General features: G+C 73.5%; 18 protein-coding genes and 1 pseudogene. 8 read left to right on the forward strand and 11 right to left on the reverse strand.

Annotation, left to right across the window (positions count from 1 at the left end):
* Window positions 1-30 precede the first annotated feature (30 nt).
* The gene (locus tag PH190_RS20080; RefSeq protein ID WP_274233301.1) at window positions 31-453 is read right to left on the reverse strand and encodes a CBS domain-containing protein; all 423 of its coding nucleotides are present in this window, start codon (window positions 451-453) and stop codon (window positions 31-33) included.
* A gap of 304 nt (window positions 454-757) precedes the next feature.
* On the opposite strand from PH190_RS20080, the gene PH190_RS20085 reads away from it, so the two are divergent.
* Window positions 758-1,267 (forward strand): GNAT family N-acetyltransferase, encoded by a 510-nt coding sequence (locus tag PH190_RS20085; protein ID WP_274233302.1) that lies wholly within the window; start codon window positions 758-760, stop codon window positions 1,265-1,267.
* 46 nt (window positions 1,268-1,313) lie between these two features.
* Here the strand turns inward: PH190_RS20085 and PH190_RS20090 are convergent, their stop codons facing one another.
* Window positions 1,314-1,700: a YchJ family protein gene (locus PH190_RS20090; protein ID WP_274233303.1), complete on the reverse strand. Its 387-nt coding sequence runs from the start codon at window positions 1,698-1,700 to the stop codon at window positions 1,314-1,316.
* A gap of 159 nt (window positions 1,701-1,859) precedes the next feature.
* Between PH190_RS20090 and PH190_RS20095 the strand changes: the two genes are divergently transcribed.
* From PH190_RS20095 to PH190_RS20115, 5 genes and pseudogenes are all read left to right on the forward strand, one after another.
* Window positions 1,860-2,771, forward strand: coding sequence for a mechanosensitive ion channel family protein (locus tag PH190_RS20095; protein ID WP_274233304.1), 912 nt, complete (start codon window positions 1,860-1,862; stop codon window positions 2,769-2,771).
* Window positions 2,772-3,144: 373 nt separating this feature from the next.
* Entirely contained in the window at window positions 3,145-3,927 is a 783-nt protein-coding gene (locus PH190_RS20100) for an ANTAR domain-containing response regulator (protein WP_274233305.1), read from the forward strand.
* A gap of 46 nt (window positions 3,928-3,973) precedes the next feature.
* Window positions 3,974-4,946, forward strand: a pseudogene (locus PH190_RS20105) (IS5 family transposase).
* Between the two features lie 508 nt (window positions 4,947-5,454).
* Window positions 5,455-6,714: a cytochrome P450 family protein gene (locus tag PH190_RS20110; RefSeq protein ID WP_274233306.1), complete on the forward strand. Its 1,260-nt coding sequence runs from the start codon at window positions 5,455-5,457 to the stop codon at window positions 6,712-6,714.
* Window positions 6,715-6,783: 69 nt separating this feature from the next.
* On the forward strand, window positions 6,784-7,401 hold the full coding sequence (locus PH190_RS20115; protein ID WP_274233307.1) for a TetR/AcrR family transcriptional regulator: 618 nt from the start codon (window positions 6,784-6,786) through the stop codon (window positions 7,399-7,401).
* 57 nt (window positions 7,402-7,458) lie between these two features.
* Here PH190_RS20115 and PH190_RS20120 read toward each other — a convergent pair whose 3' ends face one another.
* From PH190_RS20120 to PH190_RS20155, 8 genes are all read right to left on the reverse strand, one after another.
* Window positions 7,459-8,208: a dihydrofolate reductase family protein gene (locus PH190_RS20120; protein ID WP_274233308.1), complete on the reverse strand. Its 750-nt coding sequence runs from the start codon at window positions 8,206-8,208 to the stop codon at window positions 7,459-7,461.
* Between the two features lie 40 nt (window positions 8,209-8,248).
* Window positions 8,249-8,956, reverse strand: coding sequence for an SDR family NAD(P)-dependent oxidoreductase (locus PH190_RS20125; protein ID WP_274233309.1), 708 nt, complete (start codon window positions 8,954-8,956; stop codon window positions 8,249-8,251).
* A 91-nt stretch (window positions 8,957-9,047) separates the two neighbouring features.
* Window positions 9,048-10,625 (reverse strand): GMC oxidoreductase, encoded by a 1,578-nt coding sequence (locus PH190_RS20130; protein ID WP_274233310.1) that lies wholly within the window; start codon window positions 10,623-10,625, stop codon window positions 9,048-9,050.
* Between the two features lie 14 nt (window positions 10,626-10,639).
* Window positions 10,640-11,554, reverse strand: a complete 915-nt coding sequence (locus tag PH190_RS20135; RefSeq protein WP_274233311.1) for a cyclase family protein — start codon at window positions 11,552-11,554, stop codon at window positions 10,640-10,642.
* Entirely contained in the window at window positions 11,551-12,372 is an 822-nt protein-coding gene (locus PH190_RS20140) for a glucose 1-dehydrogenase (RefSeq protein WP_274233312.1), read from the reverse strand. Before PH190_RS20140 ends, PH190_RS20135 begins: the two co-directional genes overlap by 4 nt.
* Before the next feature lie 18 nt (window positions 12,373-12,390).
* Entirely contained in the window at window positions 12,391-13,065 is a 675-nt protein-coding gene (locus tag PH190_RS20145; RefSeq protein WP_274233313.1) for a hypothetical protein, read from the reverse strand.
* A gap of 441 nt (window positions 13,066-13,506) precedes the next feature.
* A complete protein-coding gene (locus PH190_RS20150; RefSeq protein WP_274233314.1) occupies window positions 13,507-14,733 on the reverse strand; it encodes a cation:proton antiporter in 1,227 nt (408 codons plus the stop codon).
* Window positions 14,734-14,738: 5 nt separating this feature from the next.
* Window positions 14,739-16,118 carry a dihydrolipoyl dehydrogenase family protein gene (locus PH190_RS20155; protein WP_274233315.1) on the reverse strand — a complete coding sequence of 460 codons (1,380 nt, stop codon included), beginning with the start codon at window positions 16,116-16,118 and terminating at the stop codon, window positions 14,739-14,741.
* Between the two features lie 79 nt (window positions 16,119-16,197).
* On the opposite strand from PH190_RS20155, the gene PH190_RS20160 reads away from it, so the two are divergent.
* Window positions 16,198-16,398: a hypothetical protein gene (locus PH190_RS20160; RefSeq protein WP_274233316.1), complete on the forward strand. Its 201-nt coding sequence runs from the start codon at window positions 16,198-16,200 to the stop codon at window positions 16,396-16,398.
* A gap of 27 nt (window positions 16,399-16,425) precedes the next feature.
* Here the strand turns inward: PH190_RS20160 and PH190_RS20165 are convergent, their stop codons facing one another.
* Entirely contained in the window at window positions 16,426-17,904 is a 1,479-nt protein-coding gene (locus tag PH190_RS20165) for an APC family permease (RefSeq protein ID WP_274233317.1), read from the reverse strand.
* 143 nt (window positions 17,905-18,047) lie between these two features.
* On the opposite strand from PH190_RS20165, the gene PH190_RS20170 reads away from it, so the two are divergent.
* Window positions 18,048-19,907, forward strand: a complete 1,860-nt coding sequence (locus tag PH190_RS20170; RefSeq protein WP_274233318.1) for a glycoside hydrolase family 15 protein — start codon at window positions 18,048-18,050, stop codon at window positions 19,905-19,907.
* Window positions 19,908-19,967 lie beyond the last annotated feature (60 nt).

Below are 19,967 nucleotides of genomic sequence, written 5' to 3' on the forward strand. Positions count from 1 at the left end.
CCCTCTGACCGCCGACGCGTCGAGGACCCGTCAGCCCGAGGTCGAGAGCACGTCCACGAGCTGGCCGGTCGTCGGGTTGTCCAGCGCCTTGGCCACGTCGGCGAGGGCGATGACGCCGACCAGCTCGTTGCCGTCGATGACCGGCAGCCGGCGCACCTTGTGCTCGCGCATGGTCGCCAGGATCTCGTCCGCGTCGTCGTCGGCGCCGATGGTCACGGCCTCGGGCTGCTGGAGCTCGCCGACGGTGACCGACGAGCTGTCCTTCCCGTCGGCCACGACCTTGATCACGATGTCGCGGTCCGTGATCATGCCCTTGAGCTTGTTGTCCTGCCCACAGATGGGCAGGGCCCCGACGCCGAGACGCTGCATCGTGCTCGCCGCCGACTGCACCGTGTCGGTCTCGTTCGCGCACGTGCGCTCGGCCGTCATGATCTCTCGTGCCTTGGTCGTCATGACCGGTCCTCCTCGTCGTTCCGTCGGTCGCGGTCGGGTGTGACCCACCGCACTCCCAGGCTTGCCGATGCGACCGTCGCGATAACACCGAGCCCGCACGTCCTGAGCCCCTCGCCGGCGGTGTCGTGCAGGACGGCGCAGCCCTCGATCGTCCCGTCGTCAGCGGTGCGGGACGTCCCCGTGGGTGTGACTCCGTCCCGGGAAGCACCACGATGGGCGGATGTCCACTCCCGATCGATCGGCGTCCGACGGCGAAGCCGGGACCGGTGCCGGTGGTCGTTCGGCCCCGTCGGTGTGGGAGGACGTGGCCCTCTCCGACGGGACGTCGGTGCTGGTGCGCAGCGTCGAGCCCGGCGACGCCGAGGAACTGGCCGCCGCCTACCAGGCCTTGAGCGAGACCAGCGCCTACCAGCGGTTCTTCACGATCATGCCTCAGCTCTCGCCCCAACAGTTGCGCTTCTTCACCCAGGTCGACCACCGCGACCACGAAGCACTCGGGGCCGTCGAGTCCGAGAAGGGACAGGGAGTGGGCATCGCCCGCTTCATCCGCAGCGACACCGAGCCGGCGAGCGCCGAGCTCGCCATCGTCGTCGCCGACGACTGGCAACGACGCGGCGTCGGCTTCCAGCTCCTGCGGCTGCTCCTGCGCCGGGCCCGTGAGGAGGACGTCACCACGATCAGGGCCGAGGTCCTCACCGACAACCCCGCCCTGCTCGGGCTCCTGCGCCACTTCGGCTCCGTGGACACCGAGGTGTCGGGGACCACCACCACCGCCACGCTGCGACTGCCCTCGAACCCCGATATCGAGCGGTGAGACCCTCGAGGCGCCGAAGACGCCGTCGCAGAGCCGATCGTCGAGGTCAGCGAGGGGTGCCGTCCCGGTAGAGCCACCGCCCGTCCTCGCGCACGAACCGGCTGCGTTCGTGCAGGACCCCGGTCCGCGGGCCCTCACGGTGGTGCGCGCGGAACTCGACGACACCGTCGGTGTCGAGGAGGCCACCGCGGACGCGGTCGAGGACCTCCAGCTGCGTCCAGCGGATCGCGGGGTCGAGCGTCAGCGTCGCCGGGCGGGTCGACGGGTGCCAGGTCCGCAACAGGTGGTCGACGTCGCCGCGCGCGAAGGCGGTGTAGCGCGACCGCATGAGCGCCTCGGCGGTGGGCGCGGGGCTGCCGTCCTCGCCGAGGTAGCGGCCGCAGCACGCCTCGAAGGGCTCGGGGAGGCCGCACGGGCACGGGCGGGGAGGCACGGCCGTCGAGTATGCGGGAGCGCGGGGCCGACGACGCGGGGACCGACGGCGTGAGACAAGCCCGGGAACTATTTCCCTTTCTGACACGTTCGCCCCGGTTTCGTCGCGGGGAGCCATCGGGCAACGCCTGTTCCGGCCGTACACGACCGAGGAGAACACATGCCTGCCGCACCCGAGAGTGGTGGAGGCTTCAACATTCTGCAGTCGTTGCAGAATGCCTTCACCACCTTCTTGAACTACGTGCCCAACGTGATCGGCGCCCTCCTGGTGCTGATCATCGGCTACATCATCGCCCGGCTCATCCGTGCAGGCATCAGTCGACTGCTGCGCAAGGTCCGCGTCGACGAGAAGCTCACCCGCGGCAAGGGCGGGGAGTACGTCGCGCGCTTCAGCCCGCAGGGCAAGCCCTCCCAGCTCGTCGGGCTGGTCGTGCAGTACGTGCTGATGGTCTTCGTGATCGTCTCCGCGGTCGGCACCCTGAACATCCCGGCGGTCACCGGGTTCGTGACGCTGGTGCTGTCCTACCTGCCCAACGTGCTCGCCGCGCTGCTGATCTTCCTGGTCGCCGCCGCCGTGGCGGCCGCCGTCGGCGGGCTGGTCCACCGCACCATGGGCGACACCCCCACCGGACGGGTCGCCCGCTCGGCAGCGCCGACCCTGGTCATGGTCATCGCCGTGTTCATGATCCTCAACCAGCTCGGGATCGCCGAGACGATCGTGAACGCCACCTTCATCGCCCTGATCGGTGCGATCGCGCTGGGCGCGGCGCTGGCCTTCGGGCTCGGCGGCCGCGACGCCGCCGCCGACTTGATCAACTCCGGGTACCGCAAGGCCCAGCAGAACTCCGACCAGGTCCGCGCCGACGTCCAGGCCGGTCAGCAGCGCGCCCGGGCCGAGGCCCAGCAGTACACCCAGCAGTACGCGCCCTCCCACGGCCCGAGCGGTGCCCACGCCGCCGGTCCGACCGAGCAGACCACGCGTGTCACCCAGCCGGGCGACCCGTACGGCGACCCCTACGGCGGTGCCGGTGTGCCCAGCGCCGCGCCGACCCGCGACAACGGACGGCTCTGAGCCCCGTCCTCCCGGCGGGACGGGTGGGACCTGACGATGCCCCGGCACCCGGAGGTGCCGGGGCGTCGTCGTCCCCGACGTCCTCGCGCTCGGGGCAGCCCGTGCCGGGAGGCTGTCGGCGATCGGAGGAGAGCAGGGGCGCAGGTAGCCTCGCCCCGACGGGTGGACCCGACCCGGCGGCAGCTCCCCCGAGCCGCACAGCCGCGGGGCGAGAGGTTCGACGCCTGCGTGAGGAGCACGCGCGTGAGGCCTGACTGCTGGAGGTCCTGATGGACGGTGAGGGTGACGAGGGCGGCGTGGTGAGGCGGGACCGCCGGTGAAGTCAGGACATTCTCCGCTGACCGGCCGGCCCGATCAGACCGCTGACGAGGTCGTGTCCTCGGCACCCGCCACCCGTCCCTCGCCGCTGGAGTTCTCCGCGGTGGCCCGGGTCCTCAGTGCTCCGGTGGGGGCGTCGGGCGGCGTGGTCGACGTGCTCGACCACGTTGCGCACGCCGCGCTGACCATGATCGAGGGGGCTGAGGTGGTCAGCGTCAGCCTGCGCCTCCGCGACGGCACCTTCAGCACGCCCGCCACCACCGACGACCTGGGTCGTCGTCTCGATCAGGCCCAGTACGAGTCGGGCGAGGGTCCGAGTCTGACGGCCACCGCGGCCTCCGGGCTCGGGCTCGCGTACCACCCCGACCTGGCCGTGCCCGATCACCCGGTCGACGGCGAGGCCGCGCCCGCGGATGCGGGGGAGGCGGCGTGGCCGTCGTGGGGGCCCCAGGCGCTCGCCCTCGGTGTGCGCTGTGTGCTGTCCACCGGCGTCTTCCCCGACAGCGACCCCCCGCGGCAGGCGGCGTTGACCTGCTACTCGACGTCGCCCCACGGCCTCGACCACGCGGATCGCGACACCGCGCTGCTGTTGGCCTCCTTCGCCGGCATGGCGCTGAGCCACACCGCGGCGCGCACGGCCGCCGAGCTCGAGGCCGCCCACCTCCGGGAGGCGCTGTCGAGCCGCGACGTGATCGGGCAGGCCAAGGGCATCCTCATGGAGCGCCACGGTTACGACGCGGACAAGGCCTTCCGCGCGCTGAGCCGCGCATCCCAACACCTCAACACGAAGCTGCGGGACATCGCCGAGACCGTGGCGCGACGCCGAGCGGAGCTCTAGGGCGTGTCTCCCTAGTTCGTGAGCTGGGCCGGTCCACGATCCGTGGATGGGTCGTGGACCGGTGCTCTCGGATGAGGTGTGGGCGCGGATCGAGCCGTTGCTGCCCGCGCAGTACGGCAAGGGACGGCCGTTTCGTGATCACCGGCAGGTGATCGAGGGGATCGTGTTCCGTTACCGCTGTGGGATCGCCTGGCGCGATCTGCCCGAGCGGTTCGGGCCGTGGCAGACGGTGTGGAAGCGCCACCACCGCTTCAGTCTCGACGGCACCTGGGACGAGGTGCTGGCGATCCTGCAGGCCGAGGCCGACGCCGCCGGCGAGATCGACTGGCGGGTCTCGGTGGACTCCTCGACCAGCCGGGTCCATCAGCACGGCGCCACCGCCGCGAGGTCGTCGGAGTCGCCCTCGAGCTACACAGGGGGCGAGGTCGAATCACAAGAAACGATCTCGGCAGGGCGGTCGGCAGGGGCGGTGGCACCGGCTGGGGCCGTGGCCGGCGACTCAGCGCCGTGACGACGAACCCGCCGATCACGCCATCGGCCGCTCCCGCGGCGGGCTGACCACCAAGACCCACACCCTGGTCGACGGGGCGGGCCGGCCGTTGGTGATCGCGGTGACCCCCGGCCAGGCCGGTGACTCCCCGCAACTGGTGCGCCTGCTCGACGAGCTCGCCATCGACCGGCTCGGTCCCGGCCGGGCCCGCACCACCCCGGTCGCGCTGCGGGCGGACAAGGCCTACTCCAGCCGCGCTCACCGCGCGCTGCTGCGCCGCCGCCACGTCCACGTGGTGATCCCCGAACCCGACGACCAGAAGCGCAACCGGGCCCGCCGCGGCTCGCGCGGCGGGCGCCCGGTCGCCTTCGACGCGGCGGACTACAGGAACCGCAACGTCGTCGAGCGCGGCTTCAACCTGCTCAAGGGCTGGCGCGGGCTGGCCACCCGCTACGACAAACACGCCCTGGTCTTCCGCGGCGGCCTGGTCCTACGAGCGATCCTGCTCTGGCTCCAGACCACCACTTGAGAGACACGCCCTAGGCGCGGACGGCCGGAGCCGGTGGCCACGGTCGGCGATCGTCTCGGCTATGGTCGAAGGTCGGTGATCACCCGGCGCCGTCGGTGATCCGTCCGCCAGGTCGGCGCCGACCCCGCCGCTCTCGCACTCGTCGGCGTCGTTGGAAGCGCCGCCGTGACCGTCGGACAGGTGCACGGGGCTGTAGCTGTCCGCACGGCGACGACACCGCCGTCGCTGGCTTCTCAACGGCCGGCGGTGCCGCCCCGGACTGCCGGCCCCCGGCCAGCAGTGCACAACTGCTCCCCGATCGCCTCGCGACCGCGAACTCCGCCGCCCGCCGCCCGCGCCTCGGCTGACCGGCGTCGGGCAGGCCGGTCGGCAGGTCGCCGTCGCCGAACGTCGGCCACCTCGTCGACCAGGCGTCGTCGACCTGGACCGACCCCGAGCCCGCCATGCCTTGGCGTGGCACCTCGACCTCCGCTAACTTTGCAACGACGAGTTGCAAAGGAGTCGGATGATGACGACGAGCAGGGCCCAGGAGCCGGCCTGGAGCGACGTCCCCGGGGCCGAGCTGGGCGCCGTGGACATCACGAGCAAGGAGTTCACCGCCGACCCCTTCGGGTTCTGGGCGCGTCTGCGGTCCGACGCGCCGGTGCAGTCGGTGCGGTGGACCCGGGGCAGCACGGCGTGGGTGGTCACCCGCTACCCCGATGTCGAGGCCGTGCTGCGCGATCCGCGGTTGCGCAAGGACCCCCGCAACGCGCTGACCCCGCGGCAGCTCGCGACGGGCCTGCGGTTCCCGAGAGTGCTGGCGCCGTTGGAGCGAGGGCTCCTCAGCCTCGACGCGCCGGATCACGATCGGTTGCGCCGGCTGGTGAGCCAGGCGTTCACCCCGCGACGGATCGAGCAGATGCGCGAGCAGGCCGAGCAGATCACGGACTCGCTGCTCGACACCGCGACGCGGCGCGGGTCGATGGACCTGATCGAGGACTTCGCCGTCCCGCTCCCCCTGATCGTGATCGCGCGCATCATCGGCGTCCCCGAGAAGGACGTGTCCCGGTTCCGCCGCTGGACACAGGCCCTGTTCGGCCTTGCCGACCGTCCGGCGCGCAACATCCCGTCGGTGCAGCTGTTCCTCCGGTACCTGCGCCGGTTGATCGCCGCGCGCAGTCGGGACGCCCGCGACGACCTGACCTCGGCGATGGTCGCAGCCCGCGACAGCGGGGACCGGCTCACCGACGACGAGATCCTGTCCATGCTGGTGCTGCTGCTGACCGCGGGCCACGAGACCACGGTCAACCTCATCGGGGTGGGCACGCTGGCGCTGCTCGAGCACCCCGCTCAGGCCGACCTGTTGCGCTCGGGTCACGACGATCCCGGGTTGGTGAAGACCGCGGTCGAGGAGCTGCTGCGGTTCACCAGCCCGGCGGAGACCGCCACCGAACGCTGGCCGGACCGTGATCTGGAGATCGCCGGCACCACGGTCCCGCAAGGTGCGCGGGTGCTCGCCGTGCTCGCCTCGGCCAACCACGACCCTGCGGTCTTCGCCGACCCCGACCGCCTGGACCTGACCCGCACGCCCAACCCACACCTGGCCTTCGGCAAGGGCGCGCACTACTGCCTGGGCGCGCCCCTCGCCCGGCTCGAGGCTCAAGTCGCGATCCCGGCGCTGCTGCGGCGCGCCCCGCAGCTGCGCCGGCTCGACCCCACCGCCCCGGTGGCCTGGCGCGGGACCGCGATCGTGCGCGGACTCGAGACGCTGCCGGTGCTGCTGTGACCGGCCGGCCCCCGCGCGACGGCGTGATCCCGGATTGAACGTGCCCACCGGGGCGGCCAGCATGGCGTCGTGACCGCGGCCCCGACGCCCCCGAGCCCGCCTCCACGCCGCGACGCCGGACGCCCCCGGGGCGCCACGATCGTGGCGGCGGTGCTCGCCGCGGTCCGCGCCGAGCTCGCCGAGACCGGGTTCGAGGGTCTCAGCGTCGAACGTGTCGCCCGCCGGGCCGAGGTGAACAAGACCAGCGTCTACCGACGATGGCCCACCCGCGAGGCCCTCGTCGCCGCGGCCATGGAAGGACTCCTCGAGGAGTTCGGCGCCAGCCCCGACACCGGCAGCCTCCGTGGCGACCTCCACGCCCTGGCCGCCCCCATCGCCGAGCTCGCCGCCCGACCCGACGGCGTCGCGCTCCTGCGGGCGGCGCTCGCGACCACCGCCCCCGGCGACGTGAGGGGCGCCGCGCGGCAGCGCGTCGGCCCTCCCGTCGCGTCGGCGTCCTCGATCGTCGACCGCGCCCGGGCGCGCGGCGAGTGGCGCGACGGTGCCGACCCGCAGCAGGCCGTCTTCACGCTGGTCGGGGCCATCGTCCACCGCACGCTGCTCGAACACGCCGACCCGACGGGGGAGTGGCTGGACGGCCTCGTCGACCTCGTGCACCGAGGGGTCAGCGCTGATCCGCCGCCCTGAGGGATCAGCGGAGCCGACCTCGTGGCCAGCACCGCACACTCCCCGCCGCTCCTGGTCTCACAGGCCGGCGATCCGTGACGCCGGACTCGCCGGCCGGGACGGCGCCGGGTCTGTGGTGCGCTCCGTCGCGGGGCGGAGGCGGAGGAACAGGAAGCCATCGTCCTCGCACACCGACACCGGGGCGAAGCGGTGAGTGCTCGGCAGCGGCGGGCCGGCGAGGATCCTCCCGGCGTCGCCGCCGGCGAGCACCGGGGACACGGTCAGGCACAGCTCGTCGATCAGGTCGGCGCGTGCCAGCTGCGCGTTCAGCGTGGGCCCGCCCTCGGCGAGCACCGATGCGTGACCGCGGCGCCCCAGCGCGCACAGCGCGGCGGGCAGGTCGACGTCCCGCTCACCGGCGACGAGGACGTCGGCCACCTCCGCGGCGCGTTCCCGCCGCTCCGAGGGTGCGGTGGCGACGGTGACGACGACCGGCCGCACAGGGGTCTCGGTGAACAACGGGGCGTCGAGGTCGAGCTGGCAGGAGCGGGTGACGATGACCAGCGGCACGGACGCCGGCCCGTAGCCCTCGGCGCGGACCGTGCCGGCCGCGACCAGGATCGCGTCGGCGAACGAGCGCAACGCGGTGAACACCCGGTGGTCGCCGGCGCCGCCGAGGGGCCCGGAGACCCCGCCGACGGTGATCGCCCCGTCGACACTGGCGATCATGTTCAGTCGCAGGGCCGGCCGGCCGTCGGCAGCCGGCAGGCCGGCGTAGACATCGACCGGGTCGATCGGGTCGACGGGGTGCGGGAGCAGCTGGCGCATCCTGCCCCGTCCACCGACCGGGCCGGACCGTTACGTGTCGCTAGCGGGCCAGGTAGCCGCCGTCGAGGACGACGGTTGACCCGGTCATGTAGGACGCCGGCGCCGACGCCACCCACACCACCGCGGCGGCGATCTCCTCCGGGTCGGCGATGCGGCCCAGGGGCACCTGCGCGAGGAGCTCGCCGCTGACCGCCGAGGTCATCCCGGTCCGGGTGACCCCCGGCGCCACCGCGTTGACGCGCACGCCGTGCGGCGCCAGCTCCAGCGCCGCGCTGCGGGTCAGGCCCTCCACGCCGTGCTTCGCCGCGGTGTAGGCCCCGTTCCGCGCCATGCCCGTCTCGGCCAACATCGACGATGTGTTGACGATGCACCCGGCGCCCTGCGTCATCATCTGCCGGGCCTCGTGCTTCAGGCACCGCCAGACCCCCACCAGGTCGACCTCCAGCACCCGCGCGAAGTCCTCCTCGGAGTACTCCCACAACGGCTGGTAGGGACCGGCGACACCGGCGTTGTTGTGGGCCACGTCGAGCCGGCCGAACGCGGCCACGGCGGTCGCGATCGCCCGCTCGACCTCGTCGGGACGTCGGACGTCTGCCCGGAGGTGCACCATCTCGCCGGGGAGCTCCGCCAACCGCGCCGCGTCCACGTCGAGGGCCGCGACGCGCGCCCCGGCCGCGAGGAACGCCAACGCGCTGGCGCGCCCGATGCCCGAGGCGGCGCCGGTGACCAGCACCGCCGATCCCTCCACGGCGCGACCCTACTGCGGCCCGGGGGGCCGCAGGCCCCTCCGGACGGCCCCGGACCCGCGTCCCCCGCGCGCCGTCCCCGGCGTCCGGACGTCAGGAGACACCGACGGGCACCGCCCGCTGCGCCGGCACGTGGGCGTCGAGACGGTCGACGAGGTGGTCGGCCACCCGCAGCGCGTTCGCGATGATGGTCAGCGTCGGGTTCACCGCTGACGAGGACACGAAGAAGCTGGAGTCGACCACGTAGAGGTTGTCCAGCTCGTGCATCCGGCAGTCCCGATCCAGTGCGGAGCTGGCGGGGTCGGCCCCGAAGCGCACCGTCCCGTTCTGGTGCGCGACCCCCGAGATCCCCAGCCGGCCCCCGCGGTAGCCGTAGCCCTCGAGGACCTCTTCGCGGCACCGGATGCTCGAGAGCAGGCCGGTGAACTTCTCCCGCAGCCGGCGGTGGGCATCGAGGTTGGTGGGCGTGTAGCGCAGCGAGATGGCCCCGTCGCCGTCCACGAGGACCTGGTTGCCGGGCAGGGGCAGGTCCTCGGTGGTCAGCCAGAAGTCCATCGCGTGCCGGGCGAGGTCCGCCGGGTCCTCGGCCTCGGGCGCGTCGAACCCGATCAGCGTGGCGTTGGACTTGCCCAGCATCTGCATCGCACCCAGCGGCGGGCCGCCGTCGCCGTCGTCGAAGTAGTAGTCGTTGATGCCGAGCGTCTTCTGGAACTTCGTCGGGTTGGGGACGGTGGAGAAGGCGATCAGCGAGGAGTTGTTGTGCATCATCAGGTGCCGCCCGACGACGCCGCTGCCGTTGCCGAGCCCGGCGGGGTGGGTGTCACTGGCGCTGCGCAGCAGCAGTGCCGCGGAGTTGATCGCCCCACCGGCGACGGCGACGATGTCCGCCGAGTACTCCTCGCGGACGCCGTCGCGCTCCACGACGACACGGTCGATCGCACGTCCCGACGGGTCGGTCTCCAGGCGCGTGACCCGGGCGTCGGTGAGCAGCGTGACGTTCGGGTGCCGCAGCGCCGGCTCGACGCAGATCGTCTGGGCGTCGGCCTTGCCGTTGGTGAGACAGGGGTAGCCGTCGCAGGTCGCGCAGCGCACGCAGGGCGAGGTCTGCATGGCCTCCTCGTCCATGAGGATGCCGTTGGGCAGGGGGAACGGGTGCAGGCCGATCCGTGTCAGGTCACTCTCCAGCTGCGCGATGCGCGGTTCGTGGCTGATCGGGGGATGGGGATAGGGGCTCGCCGTGGGCGGGTCGGTCGGGTCCACGCCCCGACGGCCGTGGACCCGGTAGAGCTGCTCCGCCCTCGTGTAGTAGGGCTCGAAATCGGTGTACGACAGCGGCCAGGCAGGGGAGACACCGTCGACGTGCGCCACGGCACCGAAGTCGCGTTCGCGCATCCGGAAGAGGATCGCCCCGTAGACCTTGGTGTTCCCGCCGACGTAGTAGTGCTGCTTGGGGGTGAACCGCTTGCCGGTCGCGGCGTCGGTCCACGTGCCGGAGTTGCTGTAGCGCCCGTCGAGCCACACCGCGCGCGGATCCCAGTTCTCGATCTCGCGCGGGAGCCGCCCACCGCGCTCGAGCAGCAGGATGCGCTTGCCGGTGGGGGCGAGCGCGTGGACGAGGGTGCCACCGCCGGCGCCGGAGCCGATGACGATGACGTCGTAGTGGTCGGACATGAGGGCTCTGCCTTTCAGGTGATCGCCAGCGGAGCGACCCAGGCCCCGGTGGCGCCGCGCAGCTTGGCGTGGGAGACGACGAGCAGGAACTCGGCGACGCGGTCACGGACGAGCTCGCCGAGGCGGAGGTTCTCCGCGACGAGCACCCCGTGGCGGGTGTTGAGCGTCTGCGGGACGACGAACGGCCGGTCCTTGTGCTCGGGCGGGTAGGCCCCGAAGCTCCAGGTGTCGGCGCCGGTCAGGGCGACGCGGGCGTCGGCGAGCCACTCACCGACCTCCACGCCGGGACCGGGCTCGGCGTGGGCGTAGGTCGCGTTGTCGACCCCCCACAGCCCGCCCCACCCGGTGTGGAACAGCACGGCGTCGCCGGGGCGGACGGTGAGCCCGGCGCGGTCCAGGGCGACCCGGACGTCATCGGGGGTGACGACGTCGCCGCCGTCGAGCCGCTCCACACCGCGCACGGCGGCGATGTCCAGGCACAGGCCCCGGGTCACGATCTGCGGCAGGGTGTCGATGCCGAGGCGGCTGGTGCCGTGGTCCTCGACGATCTCGGCCAGGCGGTGCCCGTTGTAGGTGCGGTCGCCGTCCTGCAGGTGGTTGAGCCCGTCGAGGTGCGTCCCCATCTGCTGGGTCGCCGTCACCTGCTCGACGATCCAGTTCGCGTTGTTGGCGCCCAGCCCCGCCGGGCCCGCGTTCGCGCCGCGGCGGTTGATGTGGTGGTAGTTGGTGGTCAGGTACTGGCGGAAGCTGCGGCCCGGGAAGGCCGGCACGTGCTCGTCCAGCACGTGCGCGAGGTCGTGGACCCGGCCTCGGCGCACGAGCCCGGCGGCCGCGACCACGCCCTCGGCCGTGATCTCGTTGAGGGCACCGGCCTCGTCGTCGGCTCCGTAGCGCGACGGCCACCAGGCCTCGGGGGCCGCGGTGCTCATTCGGAGGACCAGGTGGTCTCGAAGCTCGGGAAGAGTGTCAGCCCGCCGTCGACGAACAATGTCTGACCGGTGATGTAGGTGGCCTCGTCCGAGAGCAGGAAGGCGGTCGCGGCCGCCATCTCCTCCGCGCCGCCGGCCCGCCGCATGGGGATGTGCGACTCGACGGCGGCCCGCTTGACCGGGTCGTCGATCCAGCTGCGGTTGATCGGCGTCACGGTGGCGCCGGGGCCGATGCCGTTGACGCGGATGTCGCGACCGGCGTACTCGAGCGCGAGCGTGCGGGTCAGGTTCTGCATCCCGCCCTTGGACACCGAGTAGCCGGCGAAGCGCGGCTTGGGGATCAGCTGGTGAACGCTGGACACGTTGACGATCGCGCCGGGGCGGCCGGCGTCGAGGAAGCGGCGGAGGGCCTGCTGGGCACACAGGAACGCGCCGCGCAGGTTGACCGCGAGGACCCGGTCGAAGTCGGCGACGGGGAGCTTGTCGGTGTCCTCGGCGACCTGGATGCCTGCGTTGTTGACGAGGAAGTCGACCCGGCCGTATGCGGACGCGACTTCCTCGAACATCCGGGCGACCTGCGACTCGTCGGACACGTCGGCCTCGACGAGCATCGGGCGCGTGCCGGACTCGGCCATCTGCTTCATGCAGATGTCCACGCCGTGCTCGATCTGGTCGCGGGTCTCCTCGGCCCCCTCCGGGCGGCCGACGTAGTTGATGGCGACGTCGACGCCCTCCTCGCCGAGTCGCACGGCGATGGTCTGGCCGATGCCGGAGCTGCCGCCGGTCACGATCGCGGTCTTGCCCTGCAGTCCTTTCACGGTGTCCTCCTGGAGTGGTCACGAGCGGTGTGGGTCACGAGCGGTGTGGTCACGAGCGGTGCGGAAGAAGGCGGCGAGGTCGGCGACGGAGCCGAGCTCGCGTCGGGTCCGGGCGGCCCCGAACGACCGGTCGAAGAAGCCGTCGGGGTCGTCGAGGGCGTCCCACGGCCCGGCGTAGGCGTAGGGCTCACCGATCGCGGCGTCGCCGGGGGAGACGCCGTAGTTGACCCGGTCGACGCTGATGCCGAGGTCGAAGTGCTCGGGCCAGAGCCGCGCCGGCTCGTCCGGGGCGAGGTCGGCCAGGGCCTGCGCCCCGAGCCGGTACCAGTCGGCGAGCTCGCGGGCCGCAGCCGGGTCGACGGCCAGGGGTTCGTCGGGGTGGCAGGGCGTGGCGGGCGGGTAGACGCCGGCGGGGGCGCCGGGCTCGATGCCGACGAGGTCGGCGGCCTCGCGCAGCGTGCGCGGGACGCGCCGGACCTCACGGCCGTCGCGGACCACCACCAGGTGCTCGCCGTCCACGGTGACCCGGGTCGCCGGGGTCCCGACCTCGGGCGTCCCGAAGCCACCGGGCGCGACCTGCAGGCTGATGTGCCCGTCCATCGCGTACCGGGCCGGCGCCAGGACGTGCTCGGCGAGTCGGTGCCAGGCCTCCCGGGTGGCGACGAGGACCTCGCTCGTCATCGCTGCGCTCATGGGGGATCCGACCGGCGAACCGGCGTGGCGTTACGGTCCGCGCGACGACGGCCAGGGCGGCGATCGTCAGTCCGCCGACGAGGACGACGGGCCACCGGAGCTCCGCCACCTCCGCGCGCCGGAACACCGCGCCGAGCGCGCCGATCGTCACGACGGGGAAGGCCACGAACAGGCACCGCCGCGACCACCGCGGCGGCGTGACGGCCGCGAGGACGATCGCCGCGAGCGCCGTGTGGAACACGACGAACGGTGCGATCCCGGGCTGCAGGCTGACCGTCACCGACCAGCCGTAGCGGACGTGCCACACCCCCACCACGTGCGCGACGACGACAGCCGCCGTCGCGAGGGCCGGCCACCGGGAGGGGTGTCCGGTGGCGGACACGACCGTCGTCGCGCAGACGCCCAGGTAGCCGAGGAACGCCAGCGCGAAGACGGCGTCGCTCACGCCGTTCCTCGCGCGGGGTCCGCCTCGGCAGGAGCTCGCGGCTCGGGCACCCTCTCGGCGCCGCGGCGCAGCACGGCCAGGGCGACCGCCGGGAACACGAGCACCGAGATCAGCCCGGCCGCGATCAGCGCGGCCCCGGAGGCGGGCGTGAGCGCGCCGAGCCGTTCGCCGATCATGGTCGCGGCGACGATGAACGGCAGCGAGGTCGCCTGCAGGAAGCCGGCGGCCACCGTCCGGCGGGTTCCGAGGGTCCGCCGATAGACCACCGCCGGCAGCGCCCGCACCACGAGCAGCGCGGCCAGGAACACGGGGACCTGGACCAGCCCGGCGGTCGACGCGAAGAGCGCCCGGGCGTCGAAGGCGATCCCGCTGGCCACGAAGAACACGGGGATGACGAAGCCGTAGCCGATGGCGTTGAGCTTCACCGCGGTCTGCGGGTGGGTGACGGCGGCACCCGGGTCGATCAGGCGCAGCGCCGCGCCGGCCAGGAAGGCCCCCAGGATCGCCTCGAACCCCAGACCCTGGGCCAGCGCGACGAACGCCACGAGGAGCACGACCGCGAACCGCACGCGGATCTGTGCCGTCGTGTCCGCCAGCATGCTGAGCACCCGCATGGCCCGAGCGGTGCGCTCGGCGCGCATCAGGGCGAGGACAGCGAGCGCGGCGACCACGACGAGGCCGACGAGCAGCAGCAGCTTGGCCCCGAGCCCGCTCGACTCCTCGGAGAAGAACAGCGACAGCAGGATGACCGCGCCGAAGTCGGCGATCGACGCGGCCGCCACGATCAGCTGTCCGGTCGCCCCCGAGATCTCGCCGGCGTCCTTGAGGACCGGGACGACGAGCCCGAGCGAGGTGGCGCACAGGATGATCGCCACCAGCAACGGGGCCGTGGTGAGACCAGCCGCCCCGAGCGCCGCGCCGGCGCCGACCGCCACCACGAAGGACAGGACGAAGCCCATCAGGGCCAGGCGCAGCGGCCGGCCGCGCAGCCGGTGGACATCGATCTCCAGGCCCGCGAGGAACAGCAGGAACGCCAGCCCGATCAACGCCAGGACCTGCACGGGCACGTCGGTGTCCACCCAGCCCAGGACCGAGGGTCCGAGCACGATGCCCGCGACGATCTCCAGCACCGGCGAGGGCACCCGCAGCCCCGGAGCGAGCCGCACGGCGAGCGGCGCGAGGAACGCCACCGTGACGACGATCAGCAGGTTGGTGAACGCCATCGTCGTCACCGTCCGGCGGCCAGTCCGGCGAGGGCGTCGAGCACGCCGCGGTGGAACGTGGGGTAGGCGTAGTGCATCCGTCGCAGGTCCTCGACCGGGACACCGGCGTGCACCGCGAGCGTGAGCATCGAGAGCACCTCGCCGCCGACCGGGCCGGCGGCGGTGGCGCCGACGAGCACCCCGGTCGCGCGGTCGGCCACCAGCTTGACCAGCCCGGCGTTGCCCGGGCCGTGGATGAAGCCCCGGGAGGACGCCGCGACCGGCGCGACGCCGGTGGCCACGTCCACGCCGCGGGCGCGGGCTGCCGCTTCCGACAGCCCCACCGAGCCGACCTCGGGGTCGGTGAACGTCACCCGGGCGAGCGCGGCGTAGTCGGCTCCCGTTCCCGGCCGGGCGAGGATGTCCGCCGCGGCGACCTCGGCCTGGTAGACCGCGAGGTGGGTGAAGGCACCGACACCGGTGACGTCGCCGATCGCCCACAGCCCGTCCGCTGCCCGGAGCTGCTCGTCGACCGGCACGGCGCGGCCCCGGGGGTCGATGTCGTAGTGCTCCAGACCGAGGCCGTCGAGGGCGGGCCGCCGCCCGACCGCCACCAGCAGACGAGTCCCGTCGGCTCGAGAGCCGTCGTCGAGGTCCACCACCGGCCCGTCGGCGCCGTCGGTGACCCGGACCGCCCGGCGCCCGAGCCGGAGGTCCACGCCGTCCGCGCGCAGCACCTCCGCCAGGAGATCGCCCACCTCCGGCTCCTCCGCGGGCAGCACGTGCTCGGCGGCCTCGACGACGGTGACCGACGAACCGAACCGGGCGAACGCCTGGGCGAGCTCGAGGCCGATGGCGCCGCCGCCGAGGACGACCAGCGAGGGCGGGACCACCTCGGCGGCGATCGCCTCCCGATTGGTCCAGGACGCGACCGTGTCCAGGCCCGGGATCGGCGGCGTGGCCGGTCGGGAGCCGGTCGCGAGGACCACCCCGCGCCCCGCGGCGAACACCTGGTCGCCCACGCGGACCCGTCCCGGCGCCTCGATGCGGGCGGATCCGCGGACGAACTGCCCACCGAGCTTCTCGAACCGCTCGACCGCGATCGTGTCGTCCCAACCGTCGGTGGCCTCGGCCCGGATCCGGCGGGCGACCGGGGCGACGTCGGGCCGCACGGTGGCGCTGCCGGCGAGCTGGTCGACCCGGCGCGCCTCGGACACCGTGCCCGCGGCCCGGACGATCATCTTGCTGGGGACGCAACCCCAGTACGGGCACTCACCGCCGACGAGCTCCCGCTCGATCCCCACAACGCCCAGCCCGGCCTCGAGCAGCCGGCTCGCCGCGGTCTCCCCGCCCGGCCCCAGGCCGATCACCACGACGTCGGTGTGCTGTGTCTCGTGCTCCGTCACGATCGTGCAGACCGCGGACCGCCCCGGGCGTTACGGCTCGGCCGGCGCAACGATCGGGTCAGGTCGGAGACTGGGGTCCATGGACGGCCTCAGCTGCACCCGCGTGCTCGCGGGTCTCGAGCAAGGGTGGCCCCCCGACGAGCACGACCTGGTCGTCGACCACCTCGCGGCCTGCTCGTCGTGTGCCGAGCGCGCCGGCGAGGACGCGGGACCGCTCGACGAGGGACTGGAGCGGCGGCTGCTCGAGTTCTTCCGCTGCTGGCGGGGCGGTGCGTCCTGACCGGAGCTCGGTCGGCCGTCCGGCCGTCTACGCCACGACGCCCGGCGGTCCACCGGACACGTCCCGGCTGCGGGCGAGCCCCCGGGCGATCCGGTCGACCCGACCGGGCAGCAGCAGCACGAGCGCGCCCACGACGAGCCACCCCACGACGACGAGGGGGCCTGCGTCGCCCGACGAGGCGACCGAGGCGATCTCGAGCCCGAGCACGGTGCCGGCGGCCAGCGCCCCGAGCACGGGCCACGCGACCGCCGCACGGCGCCCGGCCCGCCACCGCAGACGGGCCGCCGCCAGGTCGGTGACCACGTACATCACCAGCAGGCTTAGCACTCCGAGGGTCGCCAGGCTGAAGAACGTGCGGGACGGCGAGGCACCGGCCAGGCGGAAGCCGGCGAGCAGCGCCAGCGACATCGCCAGCTCGACGGCCACGGGGGCGAGGGGAGTGCCGGAGGCGGCGACCGAGGCGAGGCGGCCGGGCAGGACGCGGTCGCGGGCCAGCGCGAACAGCAGCCGCGTCCCCACCACGACGCACCCCAGCCCGGCGCCCACGGCGCTGATCACGGCCACGAGATCCAGGACGACGGCCATCGGGGTCCCGACGTAGCGGCCCGCGAGGTCGTCGAGCGGCGCCGACGACCCGGCGAACGCCGCGACGCCGGCCGGGTCGGTGCCGAACCCGAGGCTCTGGGCGACCATGCACGCGGCGTAGAAGACCGCGCCGAGCCCGATCGCGACGAGCATGGCGCGCGGGACCGTGCGGCGGGGGGCGCGGGCCTCCTCCCCGAGCGACCCGGCGGACTCGAAGCCCGCGAACGCGAGGAAGCCCCCGGTGACCGCGGCCGCGGCGGTGATCGCGGTGGTCCCCTCGGGGAGCCGCAGGACGGCCTCGGCGGCCCGGGGTCCGCCGGGCGCGGTGCCGGCACCGAGGCGCCAGAAGACGACCAGCATCAGCACCAGGATCAACAGCACCGCCACGACCTCGACGATCGCGAGGGACCAGGTCGTGGGTCGGATCCCGCCGATCGCCAGCAGCCCGACCACCGCCCACCCCGCGAGCGCGAGGACGAACCAGTCCAGGCCCGGGGCCAGGCCGGTGGTCTGCAGCACCGCCTGGGCGAACACCGCGATCCCGGACAGCGACACCGCGGGGAAGACGAGGTAGGTACCGAGCATCGCCCAGCCGGCCAGGAAGCCGGTCCGGGGGCCCACCGCCCCGCCGACGAAGCCGTAGACCGACCCGGCGTGGCTGAACTCCCCGGACAGCGCCACGAAACCGGAGCTCACCAGCAGCACGAGCACGGCCGCGAGGACGAACGCCAGCGGTGCGGCCGAACCGACCAGCTCGGCCGCACCCGGACCCGTGATCGACATGGCGAGGGTGGGGGCCATGACACCCACCGAGAGCGCGGCCGGGCCCCAGAACCCGAGCACGCGCCGCAGTCCGCGGCGTGGACCGTTCGGGGTACCAGGCGTCTCATCGGGCTCCATGACGACGGGTGTCTTCGTCATGGAGTCATAGTTCTGGGCGGGCCTGGGCCCGCTGTACCTCCGGTGGGGTGAACGACCGGCGCGGCTCCCACGGCGCCGGGAGGTGTAACGCCCGACGGGGACCACGGGTCTGCGGCACACCGCCCTCGACCCCGGGAGACGACATGAGCACCACGGCCATCGCCGACCACGCGTTGCTTTCCGACCGTCACAGCGCCGCGCTCGTGAGCCGGGCCGGTTCCGTGGACTGGTTGTGCTTCCCGCGCTTCGACAGCCCGTCGGTGTTCGGTCGCCTGCTCGACGACGTGGCCGGTCACCTCGAGGTCGCGCCGGCCGTCGCCGAGGACGCCACGACGAGCCGGCGGTACGTGGACGAGACCCTGGTGCTCGAGACGACGTGGGCGACCCCGGGCGGGACGCTCGTGCTCACCGACGCGCTCGCCACCGGCCCCAGCACGGACCCGCACGCCCTGGGCAGTGCGGCGCCCCGGCTGCTGGTCCGGGCCGCCGAGTGCACGGCGGGCGACGTCGAGGTCGGGATCGAGTTCGTCCCCCGGCCCGAGTACGGGTTGGTCGAGCCGCTGCTCGAGGGCGTGCCCGGCGGCGTCGTGGCCCGCGGCGGCGGCGACGTGCTGGTGCTCTCCTGCCCGGTCCCGCTGGCGGTGGCGAACGGGAGCGCCACCGGCGTGCTGCGCCTCCACGCCGGGGAGCGCGTGCTCCTGGGGCTGGCGCACCGCAGCACCTCGGAGGCCTTCCCCACGCCCTGGGGAGCCGCCGAGCTCGACACCGCCCTGCGCGACACCGTCGAGGCCTGGCGCACGTGGTCCCGGGCCCACCAGAGCTACCAGGGACCGTGGCGTGAGCTGGTCCACCACAGCGGACGCGTGCTGCAGGCGCTGACCTACCAGCCCACGGGCGCGGTGGTGGCGGCCGCGACGACCTCGTTGCCCGAAGGCGTCGGCGGCGAGCGCAACTGGGACTACCGCTACACCTGGGTGCGCGACGCGTGCTTCACCCTCGAGGCACTGTGGGTGGCGGCCTGTCCCGACGAGGCGCACCAGTTCTTCGACTACCTCGCCGTGAGCGCGGCCGCGTCGGTGCGCGGGCGTGACGCCGACCTCCAGATCATGTTCGGCATCGGCGGCGAGCACGACCTGACCGAGCGGACCCTGGACCACCTCGCGGGCTGGCGCGACTCGCGCCCGGTCCGGGTGGGCAACGGGGCCTGGAGCCAGCGGCAGATCGACGTCTACGGCGAGCTGCTCGGCGCCGCACACCAGCTCTTCGACCAGCTCAACCCGGACCACCCCGGCGCCGGGGCCTGGCGGGAGTTCCTCGTGGCGTGCGCGGACACCGCGGCACGGCGCTGGCGCGAGACCGACCAGGGCATCTGGGAGGTCCGGGGCGAACCCCGGCACTTCCTGTACTCCAAGCTCATGTGCTGGGTCGCGCTGGACCGGGCCATCGCCCTGGCCGAGCCGTTGCGCGCGGACGCGAAGGTCGAGGGCTGGCGCGCCGCCGCCGCCGAGATCCGCGAGGCCGTCCTGACGCAGGGTTGGAGCGACACCGCGAAGTCGTTCACCCAGTCGTTCGGCTCGCTCGACCTGGACGCGAGCAACCTGATGATGCCCATCGTCGGGTTCCTGCCGGCCGACGATCCACGGATGCTGGCCACCATCGACGCCGTCGCCGACCGGCTCACCGACGAGCGCGGCCTCGTCTACCGCTATCGCACCGAGGGCGGCGTCGACGGGCTCGCCGGCGAGGAGGGCACCTTCCTGCTGTGCACGTTCTGGCTCGCCCGGGCGCTGGCCGAGGCCGACCAGGTCGACCGGGCTCGTGCGGTCTTCGACCGCGCGGCGACCTACGTCAACGACGTGGGCCTGCTCGCCGAGGAGGTCGACGAGTCCACCGGCGAGCTGCTCGGGAACTTCCCGCAGGCCTTCAGCCACATCGGGCTCGTCAACGCCGCCTGGGCGATCTCGGAGGCCGAGCAGCGGGTCGCGTCCGGCGCACCGAGGTGATCGTGCCCCGATGGGCCACGGTCGTTCGGGTACGAGGGCCCGGGCACATCGTTCCTTCCG

It is taken from the genome of Actinomycetospora straminea (assembly GCF_028737255.1).
Lineage (GTDB): Bacteria > Actinomycetota > Actinomycetes > Mycobacteriales > Pseudonocardiaceae > Actinomycetospora > Actinomycetospora straminea.

Coding starts and splice junctions, on each gene's coding strand:
- PH190_RS20080 (WP_274233301.1), bottom strand. CDS start 453: ATGACGACCAAGGCACGAGAGATCATGACGGCCGAGCGCACGTGCGCG.
- PH190_RS20095 (WP_274233304.1), top strand. CDS start 1,860: ATGCCTGCCGCACCCGAGAGTGGTGGAGGCTTCAACATTCTGCAGTCG.
- PH190_RS20110 (WP_274233306.1), top strand. CDS start 5,455: ATGACGACGAGCAGGGCCCAGGAGCCGGCCTGGAGCGACGTCCCCGGG.
- PH190_RS20120 (WP_274233308.1), bottom strand. CDS start 8,208: ATGCGCCAGCTGCTCCCGCACCCCGTCGACCCGATCGACCCGGTCGAT.
- PH190_RS20130 (WP_274233310.1), bottom strand. CDS start 10,625: ATGTCCGACCACTACGACGTCATCGTCATCGGCTCCGGCGCCGGCGGT.
- PH190_RS20135 (WP_274233311.1), bottom strand. CDS start 11,554: ATGAGCACCGCGGCCCCCGAGGCCTGGTGGCCGTCGCGCTACGGAGCC.
- PH190_RS20145 (WP_274233313.1), bottom strand. CDS start 13,065: ATGAGCGCAGCGATGACGAGCGAGGTCCTCGTCGCCACCCGGGAGGCC.
- PH190_RS20150 (WP_274233314.1), bottom strand. CDS start 14,733: ATGGCGTTCACCAACCTGCTGATCGTCGTCACGGTGGCGTTCCTCGCG.
- PH190_RS20160 (WP_274233316.1), top strand. CDS start 16,198: ATGGACGGCCTCAGCTGCACCCGCGTGCTCGCGGGTCTCGAGCAAGGG.
- PH190_RS20165 (WP_274233317.1), bottom strand. CDS start 17,904: ATGACGAAGACACCCGTCGTCATGGAGCCCGATGAGACGCCTGGTACC.
- PH190_RS20170 (WP_274233318.1), top strand. CDS start 18,048: ATGAGCACCACGGCCATCGCCGACCACGCGTTGCTTTCCGACCGTCAC.